This window comes from Sphingomonas sp. TREG-RG-20F-R18-01 (assembly GCF_022662475.1).
In the GTDB taxonomy this organism is placed as follows: Bacteria; Pseudomonadota; Alphaproteobacteria; order Sphingomonadales; family Sphingomonadaceae; genus Sphingomonas.
The window spans coordinates 1-12,450 of sequence record NZ_JAKNQQ010000020.1 but is presented as its reverse complement, the minus strand read 5'-3'; the positions used below and the strand labels follow the sequence as shown (position 1 = coordinate 12,450).

The window sequence follows — 12,450 nt, the reverse complement described above, 5'->3', positions numbered from 1 at the left end:
ACCTGCGGTAACCCGCCTCGTTAACCGAACCTATGCGGTCTCAAACGCCCTCGCCATGCAATTGTCATTGCTTTGAATCATGTATTCGCTCGATAATCGGGCGAAGGCGCGCAACACTGTGCGGCCATGTCCAGCGGTCCAATACGATCTCGCGCGGACTGTAGCGCGATGCGGTTTCGCGCATGTCGAGGATCGCCGCGGCAAAGTCGTCGGCCGATGCAATGCGTCCCGTCTCGGGCAAGATGAACTGCAATCCACAACGCAGGTCGGCATTTGCCAGGACGGGCAGCCCGGCAAGCATATATTCGGTCAGGATTGCCGGGGCGCCATCGTCGACGCCACAGACCACGCCGAACCTTGCGCGGTTCATCAGCCGATTGACTTCGTCGACAGGCACCCCGGGTGGCCCAACGAACTCGATCGACAGATTCTGCTCCTGCGCCCGTCGGCGCAGCATATCGCCATCTTCGCCATAGCCGAAGACACAGAGCGCCCGCACGTCGCGGGGCAATGTCGCCAGTGCGTCGAACAGGATGTCGTGGCGCTTATAGAATTGTGCCGCCGCGACGTAGATCAGGTCCACATCCTTGTTAGTCCCGAGCGGGCGGAACTGGTCGACCGCGGCGAATTCAGGCCCGATCGGCAGGATCGCGGTCCGCATGCCGGGATGCTCCGCTTCTACCACGTCGGACTGCCACTGCGCGCCGGTCAGAACGAGATCGAAGCAGGCGCTGACCTCGTGCGGTACGCGCAATGCGGGCGCATCGATCGAATTGTAGATGATGACGCTATGGGCGCAGAGCGCGAGAAGTTCGCGCGAAACGCCGAGCCCGAGCACGACGAGAATATGCGGTGCGCCGAAGGCCCGCACAAAGTCTGCCATCTCGGCAGATGCCAAAGGCGGGGTTTCGCTGTCTGGACGGAAGGCGCGCCTTGCCAGTTCCGGGCGCTGACGGTGAAAGGATGGTTCGCCCGCGCCACGGTAATGGTGCCAAATCTCGGCCTGCTCGGCGACCCCTGCTGCGATCAGCGCCAAGGGCAATCGTTCAAGATATCCGCCGGTGACCTCGACCTCGTGGGTCTCGCCGGTACCGCCGATCCAGGGAAAGCTATGGGGGTCGTTCGCATGCGCAGGCGTTAAGGGCATACGTTCGGCGGGGAGCGGGCCGTCAGCACCCTCGACGAAATCGCTGATCACCACAACGGACCGCCGCACCGTCAACTGCGCTGCCATCACCACTCTCCCTGCTTTGAGCCAAGGATGCCACTCGCCATGGGGGCCCAACGCAGCGGCCGAGGAAAAGCCCTGTTTGCCGGCGTGTTTATTGTGCGCCAGCAGCGTTGCCGCGCTGTGGACGGTCCCGCCTCGTTGACACTCTAGCCAGGTTTTCCATAATCGTCGGCAGATCAGGCTGCAGGACAACAGCGTGCGCTGTGCAGTACCGCCATCTGAACTATTCCCGGCTTCTAATGGCACTCGCACGCCGTTCGAGCGGTGTCAGACATTCAATACGGGAGTCAATCATGGACGTAGCGACCACAACTCTGGCCGAACGCATCGCGCGAGCCTTGGCGGGATCAGACCATAGTGCCAACGCCAACGGAACCGAGCAGTCGGCATCGAACAGCGTCGACGAGACATGGCGCGGTTATCTTGAACAGGCCAATGCAATTCTTCGCACCATTCGCGAACCGTCCAGCGCAATGTCCGCCGCGGGCAATGTTCGGGTCTGGTCTGCTATGATCGAGCAGGCAATCGCTGAAGGTGATGCGCTTTGACCGCGCTGTCGGGCACGAACGGCGTCGCCCTGAACAGATCTCAGGGAGAGTCCTTACCGGCTCCCGCATTGAACCGGACGCGGACGGAGCGCAGACGGTTGGCAGCGGAAGCGCGGCGATCGGCAAAGCCCGCTCCGTCCTGCAGTTGCTGTCACTGACGTGACCGCCGCAGGGCGGGGAAGATCTGCCAGACTTCAGGGCTTCTGAATTCCGTCTGGCATACCTCGGTCTGTTGTCGCGATAATCGTCCCTGGCATGCGCGTCTTGCACTGCAATCACCGGTTTATCTTTCCGGGCGGTCGAATACCCAAGTCCCCATCACTGGGGATCGGCGCCCCCGGGCGTGGCGACATCGAAATCTTCCCCCGGGTTTCCGCCGCCCGCACCAGCGCCACTTCCCCGTACGACGCCATCCGCGGACGCATTCCGGCGCTCCTGTTCGGCCCGCCACTCCGCCTGGCCGGCGCTGTCATACTCCTGCCCGGAATACCCATCGCCCGTGCCGATCTCGCCCAGTCGTTCATCGATCGGTGTAGCAAAGGACGGCCGCACGCCGTTGTCGGGGCCAATGTCGGTGTCTGTCGACGTCTTCGAAGCGGTAGGCGGATTAGCGCGGTTGGTGGACATTTCGTGCTCCTATGAGTGCAGATTAAACGTCTCATCACGGCACTTGTTCAACAAGAGTGCGGCGTGGAACTCATCTTCCTTCCGGAAGGTTCGCACATCATGCTGGATCCGCAACATTTGGGTGACGGATTGCCGTGTGGTCCATCTTGCAAACCGTCGGCGAACCTACCGGACGACTTCTTCGCGCGCGATGCGCCGACTGTCGCCAGGGCGCTGATCGGAACCTGTCTGCTGATACATGGTATTGGCGGGATCATCGTCGAAACGGAAGCTTACGACGCGACAGACCCGGCTTCGCATAGCTATCGGGGGCCGACTCTCCGAAACGCACCGATGTTTGGTCCGCCGGGTCGGGCATATGTCTACCGGATCTATGGACTGCATTGGTGCCTAAACTTCGTATGTTCGGATGGTCCGCCGGGGAGCGCGGTTCTCATTCGCGCAATCCAGCCGACGACCGGGATCGAGGAAATGATGGTTCGCCGACAGATGCGCAGCCTGCCTTCGCTATGCAGCGGCCCGGGAAAGCTGGCTCAAGCGTTGGCGGTTGATGCGACCTTCAACGGGGCCGACCTGGGGGCGCCGCCGTTCGCACTTTGCGGTGGCACTGCGGTGGTGGCGGTCGAGACTGGCCCCCGTATTGGAATACGGCATGGCAGCGAAACGCCGTGGCGCTTTGGCATGGCGGGTTCCGCATTTCTCAGCCGTCCGATGCCTTAGCATCACGAATTGGGCGTGCGCGGTCGGGCATTCGGACTTTTGCGATCTTCGAAGATCAACGCGGTAGCCCGATGGCGCTTTTGGGGATGTGCGTGATCCGGCAGGCGAGATCCGCCTCGCCCGACGCAACGATATACTGCTCCTTATGTTCAGCGATGCCGGTTGAGAACACGACGTCGCGCAGATACATCTGGTGCTCGATCGGACGTGTCAGGTCGATATTCGGCTCAAGAATCGCGACCTCGTCCGTCGCGATGACCTGGGACGGATCTTCCCGATCGAGGATCGACCAGTATGTCCGGTAGATGCCGACGATCTCCTGCGGCTCGACCGCATGCCATAGCGTCAGCCAGCCGCGTTCTGTCAGGATCGGTGGTGTGCCTGCACCGATCCGCGCAGTCGCGACGCCTTCGTTCCGCGTGCGGATGCCGGGGCGGCGGTGAGGCTTCCAGTGCAGGCCATCGGGCGATGTCGCGAGGTTGATCGACGGTCCCGCGCGCCATTCGCTGCCCGGCGGATAGGCAAAATACAGATCCCCGAGCGGCCGCGTCTGCGCCCAATATTGCCCGTCGATCAGCCCCTCGAACAGCAGCATGTCCTTGTTCTGATGATCTAGAATGATGTCGGCGAAATCCCAGTCGATCCCGTTGTCGGATGTGTAGAGCGTGGTCGAATGACGTTCGGGGCTGACCGAACAGGTGGTCATCAGGTAACGGCCATCGACCCGGCTGATCCTGGGATCCTCGATGCCGTAGCATTGGAAGCTGTACGCGGGGACGATCGCCTTGTCGTAATGGATGGCTATACGTTGCGTGCCATCCGGCGTCAGTTCGACGGGAAGGAGCCAGGACAGCGAGGTCAGTGCCATGATCTTCCAGCCCCCGCTGCGCAGGGTGAACTTGCGCGGATCTGCGGTATCGGTCCGTTCGACCGGCCACGCATCAAGCACGAACCGACCGGGACCATCCTCATCTGTCCATCGGATCGAGCGGATTTCATTGTCGCGAATGGGGGTACGCAGCGCTTCCGCAACGCGCACCATCATCAACAGATTGCCGTTCGGCAAGCGCGTCAGCCCCGGGTTGAATGCGCCAAGGACGTAGGTTTCCTCCGCCAACTGTCCCGCGAGCGGTGATCGTGTCAGGTCGATGTCATCGGGTACCAGGATCAGGGTATCGACCAGATAGTTCACGCGGCATCCTCTTTCCAACGAACGGTGACGCCCCCGGAGGCGGGGACATGGAATTCGATTCGATCGGCGGCCGTGTGGTGCGCGCGGACGCGGTCCCCCGTCGCGGTTTCAACGACGAAACCGGGTAGCTTGCGGCGCCCTGTCCGGATCAGGCTGACGCTGGCAAGACAGCCGTCGCCGCCGTCGACCCGGAAACTGATCGATGTCGCTGCATTGCGCTCCATCGTCATTACGAAATGGTCGCAGAACATCCGGAACGGTGCGCCGTCGATGTCGTGGCAGGTGCGGCTTGCGAACACCATCGCAGCCCCCGCGCCGTAGATTTCCTGCCCGACCTGACCCGCCGGCTGGCCATCGTGGTACAGATCCTCGAGCGGGAAGGATCGTTTGCAATCGATGTGGCCATTGCGCTGTTGGTCGGCGAGTAATGCCTCGGGAAGTGCGTCGGGATAATAGAACCACGCCCGGTACAGCGCATATTTGCAATATTCGCTGATCAGCATCCGGGCGGCAGGATCAAGGTCAGGCCCGCTATCCTTCAGATAGCGTTCGAACGCGGCGAAGCTGTCGAAGCATTCGTAGATCGCCATGTACGGGCCGTCGTGCAGGCAGGTGACGCCGAGGAAATTGCTGTACTGCGCGGCACCCTTGATCCGGGACTCCCAGATCGCACAATTATGGAAGAAGGAGGCGAGGTAGACGTAGCTCTGCCGCAGGTAATAGCTTTCGTTCGTCACGCGCCATAGCCGCATGCAGGCGGCGGCACCCCAGGCGGTCAGGTTCGCCTGATAATTGAGCTCGAACCGCATACCGCGCGCCGCGTCGATCGCGTTGCGCGCCTCATCGAGATAGCGTTTGTCGTCCGTCAGCTGGAACGCCTGCAGCATGACATAGGCGTAGAGTCCGCCGACATCAGTCTGGCCCAGTCCATCGTCATTGCGCGCTTCGACGATCACCGAAAAGTCGGTGACCTTGAACTGGATCGGCCAGGCATAATCGAAATGCTTCGCCGCGCGGATAGCAAAATCGAGGGAACCAATGAATAGCCGCCTGGCCTTGGCATCGCCGTCCACCGCGAGATGACCAAGATTGAGCAGTGGGTGGTAGAGATACCAGCTGTCGACCGCGGTCTTGTCCTTGTCCTTGCCGACGTTGGGCAGATACCGCCGCATCGTCTTGAGTTTGGTGTCGTGAAATTTCCCGAGCCCGACCTGAATCTCGTCAGCGAGCGGGACGGGTTTGCCCGCCCAGTCGGCATAATTGCGGATCGCCGACAACAGCGACATCTGCACCATGATGTCAGGATATTCGGTCGCAGTGTAGGGGTGGAAATAACGATGGCCATAGTGGCTGATCGTGGCTTCGGGTGCGGTGTCGAGGTCGCGGATTGTCGTTTCCGAGCGTGTGACCCAGTCGCGATATTCGGTCCTGGGCAGATCGAGAAGGCGATAGGCGGCGCCCTGCATCTGCAGGAAGCGCAGTCCGGAATCCTGTTCGTCGCGCGTAGCGGCGTCGTGGAAGACGATGATCGCGTCGGACATCGTCACTTCCTGGTCCGCAGGCAGCGGATCGACCGCCGGGGTGCCAGTCTGCGCCGGGGTCGGGGGGAGATAGCCGAGTTCGGGCCACACGCCGCCCACCGCGGTGTCGGGCGTCGTCTTCGTCGCGACGAAATAGTCGTTCATTACGGTCAGGTTCTGGAAGTACAGCACGCTGCCAAACGCCGGTTCGTCGAGATGGAAGAAGATCAGCCCCGAATTGAGCCCACGTTGCGCCGCTGCGACCTCGCCCACCGCCACGAGCGGGTCATCACCCAAGCCTAGCGGATAGACATCGCGCGGCTGGAAGGCGATCAGCAGGGGGGCCGCGGGCACCAGTTTCGATGTGAAGCGCAGGGTAGGGAGCGTCGTTTCGTGTGTCGCGATCTGGAGCGAATGGTGCCCCTGTGCGCTGTCCATCGTGACCGTCATGCTGGTGCCGGCGCGGTCGACACGAGTCTTGATCCCGGTCGCACCGCCGGGCGTATGCGCTGCCCGGAAAGCGACGCCGCCCAGGCCATCGCGTCGGACAATGACCCAGATCGCGTCGCGCCCCGCCATCACGCGCACGTCGCGCCCGGCCAGAACGAGCGTGCCCAACGCCTGCATCGACTGCGCGTCGAGTTCGGCCTTAAGCGTCAGTACCGATGCGCTGACCCCTGGCAATTCTGCGGGGCGCGTCTTGACGTTCATTGGATAGCTTCCCCTTATCCCAATCAGTGGCTGGCGGTTTCGCCGGCCGCGCGGCGTGCGACATATTGCAGCGTGATGGCGGCGGTGTTGGAGTCGAGCCACGCAGCCATCGCCTGCTCCTCGGTGAGCGAAGTCCGAAGCAACGGCACCGCGCTCGTGAAGCTGCCAGCGTCGGCAAGCGCGATCAGCGAGGTGTAGCTGGCAGCCTCGAAATTCTCGAAGGCGAAATTCGCGAAGCTGTTCTTGAGGATCTCGTCGGGCGCGAAGACATGCGCGATCGCGGCAAGATTTCCCGACACGGTCAGCGCCGCGTCCTTCAACCAGGACTGGCTTTCACCCAACCCATCGAGGATTTCCTCGACGCGGGCGATCTGCTGCTCGGTTTCGACCCGGTGCTTGCGCAGCATGTCGGCAACCTCGGCGTAATGCGTCAAATGGTCGAGCTGCCGGTCGATCAGGGCAAGCGCCTGATGTTCGACGCCGTGGACGTTCTTCAACCCCGTGACGAACACGGAGCGCAGGACGTCGTCAGGATGCGTGGTCATGGATATCCTCCTCAAGTGATAGAATGGCGGGTAAGGGCTTCGAATTCGGTGAGGTCGTGTGCACAGAAGATCCGCACGCGATCGCCGTGATCGCTCGACAGCGCCCGCACGCGACGTTGGTTCGCCATCCTCGCATGGGCATCGACCTGCATCAGCCGCTGATAGCCGCGCAGCCCGGGCGGGCAGGTGCGGTTTTCGCCGTCGATCTCGGCGTGGTGAAAATAGGCGTCGCCGGCATAGAACAACCAGCGGCCGTCATCTTCCCGGATCGCGATCCCCGCATGGCCCCATGTGTGACCCGCGAGTGGGACGAGCAGGATTTCCGGCGGCAGGCCTTCGAGGTCGCGGACTGCATCGAAGCCAAACCAGCGTTCGCCCCCGCCCAAGGGATACAGCGACCAGTTCATCGCCTCGTCCCATTGCTGCGGGCGATAGCGTTTGCGGGAGACGAAGGCGCCGCCGCGGCGCTGATCGGCGACCTCCTTTTCGCGCGCCGTGACGTGGATCCGCGCGTTGGGAAAATCCTCGATGCCGCTGGCGTGGTCGAAGTCGAGATGCGTGACAACAATGTGCCGGACGTCGGCCGGCTCAAAGCCGAGGCGGCGCACCTGCGCCAGTGCGGTCTCGTCAGGCCGGAGCTGCGGTCGATTGAGCGCCCGGAAGAAGTTGGACAGCCGTTCGCGCGGGCGGCTCACGTCTTGAGCGCCATAGCCCGTATCGATCAAAACAAGGCCGGCATCCGTTTCGATCAACAGACAGTGGCACACCAAATGCGCCGATAGACCACGGCTGTAGCCGTCGAACAGACGCCCACCGATCGGACAGCATGTTCCACAGTTCAGATGATGGATCCTGATCAATGTTAGCCCCTTGCGTAGGTCGCCGTAACTGCCTGACTAACGAGTACGCGTTTGCCAGGGGTCGCGGGCTAGCAGGCTCAGTAGTCAGCTTGCGAAACCGCGACGCCAGGGTTGCAAACAGGCATCACCAACAATCGTTTCCCCCGACTAATATGGATCAGTAAGATCGCTTCCTAAGCCCGCTGTAGAACAGAAACTTGAGTTACGAATGCATTAACCAAGATCAACTGCCCTGGTTTTTTGCGGATCAACCCGAGGAAAAGCGCGTTTCGGCCTCGTTGTCTCTTGGCGATAATCATCACAGCGGAGCCGAACATGTATTATCACGACAAGAAGCTGCAGTACCCGGTCCAGGTCACGAACCCCGACCCTGCATTTGCGCGAATGCTTCAGCAGGCGATCGGCGGCGTCGAAGGTGAGATCCGTGTCTGCATGCAGTATTTCTTCCAGGCTTGGGGTAACCGTGCGCCGACCACGAAATACCGTGACATGCTGTTGCACACGGCAACCGAGGAAATTGGTCATATCGAAATGTTGGCGACGGCCGTCGCGTTGAACCTCGAGAAGGCGCCGACGCATCTGCAGGAAGAAGCCGTCAAGGATAGCATCGTCGGCGCGGTGATGGGCGGCGAGAACCCCCGTCAGAGCATCGAGGGGATCATTCACAAGAATCTGTTGTCGGGCGGCATGGCCGCGATGCCGATGGATTCGGATGGCGTGCCGTTCAACATGAGCCACATCTACGCGAGTGGCAACATCACAGCGGACATGTATTGCAACGTCGCGGCCGAAAGCACGGGCCGTGTGCTCGCGGTGCGGCTGTTCAATGCGGCGCATGACGAGGGCATGAAGAAGATGCTCCATTACATGATTGCGCGCGATACGATGCATCAGCAACAGTGGCTCGCCGTCATCGAGGAACTTGGAGCGGAAGCGATGAACCTTCCGATCCCCAATAGCTTCCCGCAGGATATGGAAGACCAGCAGAACAACTATAATTTCTACGCGACATCGGTGGACGGGACCTTCCCAGAAGGCCGCTGGACGTCTGGACCGTCGATGGACGGCAAGGGCGAGTTCACGGTGTTCCGGAACGAACCGCTCGGCGAGGAGCCGGTGATGGGGCCAGCGCGTCCCGACAGCGGCGCACAGACGCAGCAGATCGGCTGAGCGTGACGCTGCGGGGGGCCGTCGCGCGCCCCGCAGCGATCGCTTTCCACCTGAGTATCGGAGAAGCAACATGGCCCTGGAGAGCATTGTCAGCGCGGCAAGATCCGCCTTGCAACATGCATTTTCATCCTCTGCCGACCCGGTGTCCGACCGCAATGCGGTGTTGCAGGATCTGCATCTGGCCGAAAAGGCGTGGGCAACGGATGATGTTCGGTCCGGCACCTGGTTCGTCCGCGAGGGCGACCATGTCGCGTTTGCGCCCACAACCCGAAATGGGGCGGCACTGACGATCAACGGGCAAACGACGAACTTCATTCCCGCAGACCGCTTTGCCGATTATTTGGTGAACATGCGGGTCGCGATCGAAGCCGGCGAATTCGATCGCGAGATTGCGGGCGCGCTGCATGGCGCGGCTGGCGCCGGGGGGACTGCAGAAGTTTCGGTCCCCGCGGCGCGACAGGGTAGTTCGCAGGATATCCATCAAGCGCAACAGGAGGAGGCGTTCGCGCGCGAGGGTCGCAATCCGGATGGATCCCTGTCTTCGGTCGTCGGCGGCGGATCGTAGCAACCGGGACTAACCATGCGGAGCGGCTCGCAGAAACGACGCACGCGGTGATTCCGGCAACGCTGCGCTCAAGGCACCGTCTTCAAAACCAGCGACGCAGAGAACACCCTCGAACGGTGAGCGCCGAGAAGCAAAACCGGCGGGAGCGCGTTTACCGGGCGACAGGGTCGAGTGGCACCTGCAAGCGCCACCTCATTCCCTCCGGCTTGTAGTCGAGCGCCACCTTCCCGCCAAGCGCGCGTGCGGTGCCGTCCGTCAGCAGATGAACCCCGAACCCGCGCCGATCGGGCGGTGTCACACGGGGGCCGTGATGCTCCACCCAGTGCATCCACAGATCGGTGCCCACTGGTGCGTTGAGGGTTCCCCAAACCAAGTCGACGCCGCCTTCGGGTACGGACAGTGCGCCATGTTTGATCGCGTTGGTTCCCAGTTCGTGCAACGCCAGCGTCAGCATCAGGACCGCATTACTGTCGATTCGGACATCCGGGCCATCACACCGTATGCGATCGTGACAGTCCGAATGATGCGCCAGAGCCTCGCGTACAGTGGCGCGAAGCGGTGCGGGTTTCCAATCAGTCCGAAGCAACAGGTCAATCGCGGTCCCCATCGCCGCGAGACGATCGCTCAGGATGTTGCGCGCTGCCTCAACCGGAACCTCGTCGCGAAGCGTCTGGTACACCAGTGACTGGGTTACCGAAATGATGTTGCCAAATCGATGGCGGATCTCGGACCGGACGAGATCAGCCGGCCCGGCCTCTCCGAGCATCATTTCAACGGTGCGCGGAGCTCTATCCGGATTGCGGACGGTTTGTGACCTTTTGCCGGTCTGGTGCCGATCAGGCATTGTCTTACTCCCGTTCGAAGGTTTTTACGCCATCTGTCTGCAAGAGATCATCGTGCGACGGGGCAGCGGCACACCGCGACGTGGCAAGGTAGGGATAGATTGGGCGAAAACTCGCGGCGCGGCGCAACTGTTCGGGATCGCTGATGATGATCTGATGCCCGCGACGTTCAATCAATCGTTCGCCACGGAGGGCCTTCAGGACACGATTGACGTGAACGGCGGTCAGGCCGAGCACGTCCGCGATTTCCTCCTGGGTGAGGGGCAAATGGTATCCGCGCGCGTCGGCGCGTTCAATCGCCTGCAGTCTCGTGAACAGATCGCACAGCAAATGTGCAACCCGCTCGCGTGCGGAACGTCGTCCAAGGCTGGCGATACGCGCTCCCAGCGCTGCGTTCTCGATTGCCAGCAGTTTGGCGAAAGCGCTTGCGATCGAGCTTTGCTGCATGAGCAATGCCCGCAGCGGCGAACACGCGATCCTCGCCACCGTACACTCCGTCAACGTCGTGACGGATTGGCTACAACGACCAAGGTAGAGCAGGCCGACATCGCAAACCTCGCCTGGCAGTAGCACCGTCGTAATCTGCCGCCGTCCGTCACTCAAAAGAGTGTAACGCCCCGCCCAGCCATCTAGCAAAATATGCAGATCGTCGCACGGGGTGTCCTGAAGAGCGATCCGCGTATGCGCGCGCAAGGTCTCGCGCTCCACTTCTAACGCCGCGATCTTGGACAATGCTTCACGGGGAAGACCTGTCAGTGAAGCCAATCGTTTGAGGAAAGGATGCTGTTCGCACCTACCGCCATTACGGGTGACGATGTGCGATCCGCCGTCACTTTTCGTGGGCTCTCCGAACACTTGCAACGGTGAAATCATAGGTTCCATCCTCATGCGGGTTTCGGTCGGGCTGACCCCCGATCACCTGTTTAAGGTATGATTTCGTCAGCGCGGACTTTGGTCCGCTACCGGACTAACTATCATCAAGGTGCAGCCAGCAGTGTAAGGCTTTTCCATCGCCGCGGCCCCGCAGGAACGTCACCGGCAGACCGCTTGCCGCCGCAGATATCCTCTGCAAATGTATGGACTTATCAGAGGGACATTATTCATGGTCAAACAGGCGAACGTCCGCAACTACTTGCTGCGCGGGATGAGCGCAGAGGACTTTGCTTTGCTCGCCCCGCACCTCGTCCCATGCACCGGCGGAAAAGGTGACGTCCTTTTTCGCAAGGAAGAGCCGGTCCACGACATATGGTTTCTCGAAAGCGGCATTTGCTCGCTGATCGCGATCTCCGCGGAAGGACAGCGCGTCGAAAGTGGGATCGTCGGCCGCGAGGGTTTCGCGCCCGTCGCGGTGGTCATGGGGAGCGACCGTGCACCGTATGAAGGGATCATCCAGCTACCCGACCACTGCTGGAAGATCCGTCTGGATATTCTGCTTAATGCGATCGATCAGAGCACGACGCTGCTGCCGTTTCTGTTGTTGTATATCCAGTCGCTCTCGACCCAGATCGCCTACACCGCGTTGTCGAACGCGGTCCATACGGTTGAGGAACGACTAGCTCGGTGGTTGCTCATGTGTAATGATCGCATCGATGCGCAGGACATGCCGCTGACGCACGAGTTCCTGTCGGTCATGCTGGCGGTGCGGCGGCCGAGCGTTACCACCTCGCTGCACGTACTTGAAAGCAACGGTTTCATCCGGTCCGAGCGCGGTTGTGTTACAATCCGTAACCGCGCGGCGATGGAAGAGTTCGCCGGCGACGCGTACGGCCCGCCCGAGCGCGAGTATGAACGGTTGTTGGGCAATCACTAGTGTCAACGCCGGTCGGATTCCAGGCCAGCGGGGCGGAGTAAAAGCAGGCCATTGTTGATGCGGGCCTGACGATATGAAGATGGCCCCGATCGGGGCCATCTTCATATCG

General features: G+C 61.4%; 13 protein-coding genes. 5 read left to right on the top strand and 8 right to left on the bottom strand.

Going from position 1 to position 12,450, the window contains the following annotated elements:
• Positions 1–64: 64 nt before the first annotated feature.
• Positions 65–1,234: a glycosyltransferase gene (locus L8K25_RS21370; protein ID WP_242141053.1), complete on the bottom strand. Its 1,170-nt coding sequence runs from the start codon at positions 1,232–1,234 to the stop codon at positions 65–67.
• Positions 1,235–1,524: 290 nt separating this feature from the next.
• Between L8K25_RS21370 and L8K25_RS21365 the strand changes: the two genes are divergently transcribed.
• Positions 1,525–1,779, top strand: coding sequence for a hypothetical protein (locus L8K25_RS21365; RefSeq protein WP_242141052.1), 255 nt, complete (start codon positions 1,525–1,527; stop codon positions 1,777–1,779).
• A 318-nt stretch (positions 1,780–2,097) separates the two neighbouring features.
• Here the strand turns inward: L8K25_RS21365 and L8K25_RS21360 are convergent, their stop codons facing one another.
• Positions 2,098–2,406 carry a hypothetical protein gene (locus tag L8K25_RS21360; protein WP_242141051.1) on the bottom strand — a complete coding sequence of 103 codons (309 nt, stop codon included), beginning with the start codon at positions 2,404–2,406 and terminating at the stop codon, positions 2,098–2,100.
• Positions 2,407–2,469: 63 nt separating this feature from the next.
• On the opposite strand from L8K25_RS21360, the gene L8K25_RS21355 reads away from it, so the two are divergent.
• Positions 2,470–3,126: a DNA-3-methyladenine glycosylase gene (locus tag L8K25_RS21355; RefSeq protein WP_242141050.1), complete on the top strand. Its 657-nt coding sequence runs from the start codon at positions 2,470–2,472 to the stop codon at positions 3,124–3,126.
• 55 nt (positions 3,127–3,181) lie between these two features.
• On the opposite strand, the gene L8K25_RS21350 is transcribed toward L8K25_RS21355, so the two are convergent.
• The 4 genes from L8K25_RS21350 to L8K25_RS21335 are packed head-to-tail and all read right to left on the bottom strand — an operon-like array spanning position 3,182 to position 7,954.
• A complete protein-coding gene (locus L8K25_RS21350; protein WP_242141049.1) occupies positions 3,182–4,318 on the bottom strand; it encodes a glycosidase in 1,137 nt (378 codons plus the stop codon).
• Positions 4,315–6,549: a hypothetical protein gene (locus L8K25_RS21345; RefSeq protein ID WP_242141048.1), complete on the bottom strand. Its 2,235-nt coding sequence runs from the start codon at positions 6,547–6,549 to the stop codon at positions 4,315–4,317. The genes L8K25_RS21350 and L8K25_RS21345 overlap by 4 nt, the downstream gene beginning before the upstream one ends.
• A 23-nt stretch (positions 6,550–6,572) precedes the next feature.
• Positions 6,573–7,094 (bottom strand): ferritin-like domain-containing protein, encoded by a 522-nt coding sequence (locus L8K25_RS21340; protein WP_242141047.1) that lies wholly within the window; start codon positions 7,092–7,094, stop codon positions 6,573–6,575.
• An 11-nt stretch (positions 7,095–7,105) separates the two neighbouring features.
• On the bottom strand, positions 7,106–7,954 hold the full coding sequence (locus tag L8K25_RS21335) for an MBL fold metallo-hydrolase (RefSeq protein WP_242141046.1): 849 nt from the start codon (positions 7,952–7,954) through the stop codon (positions 7,106–7,108).
• Positions 7,955–8,269: 315 nt separating this feature from the next.
• On the opposite strand from L8K25_RS21335, the gene L8K25_RS21330 reads away from it, so the two are divergent.
• Positions 8,270–9,124: a manganese catalase family protein gene (locus L8K25_RS21330; RefSeq protein WP_242141045.1), complete on the top strand. Its 855-nt coding sequence runs from the start codon at positions 8,270–8,272 to the stop codon at positions 9,122–9,124.
• Between the two features lie 109 nt (positions 9,125–9,233).
• On the top strand, positions 9,234–9,689 hold the full coding sequence (locus L8K25_RS21325; RefSeq protein WP_242141044.1) for a hypothetical protein: 456 nt from the start codon (positions 9,234–9,236) through the stop codon (positions 9,687–9,689).
• 151 nt (positions 9,690–9,840) lie between these two features.
• Here the strand turns inward: L8K25_RS21325 and L8K25_RS21320 are convergent, their stop codons facing one another.
• Both L8K25_RS21320 and L8K25_RS21315 read right to left on the bottom strand, forming a co-directional pair.
• Positions 9,841–10,458, bottom strand: a complete 618-nt coding sequence (locus L8K25_RS21320) for an HWE histidine kinase domain-containing protein (protein WP_242141043.1) — start codon at positions 10,456–10,458, stop codon at positions 9,841–9,843.
• A 79-nt stretch (positions 10,459–10,537) separates the two neighbouring features.
• Entirely contained in the window at positions 10,538–11,404 is an 867-nt protein-coding gene (locus L8K25_RS21315) for a Crp/Fnr family transcriptional regulator (RefSeq protein WP_242141042.1), read from the bottom strand.
• Between the two features lie 229 nt (positions 11,405–11,633).
• On the opposite strand from L8K25_RS21315, the gene L8K25_RS21310 reads away from it, so the two are divergent.
• Positions 11,634–12,341 (top strand): Crp/Fnr family transcriptional regulator, encoded by a 708-nt coding sequence (locus tag L8K25_RS21310; protein WP_242141041.1) that lies wholly within the window; start codon positions 11,634–11,636, stop codon positions 12,339–12,341.
• Positions 12,342–12,450 lie beyond the last annotated feature (109 nt).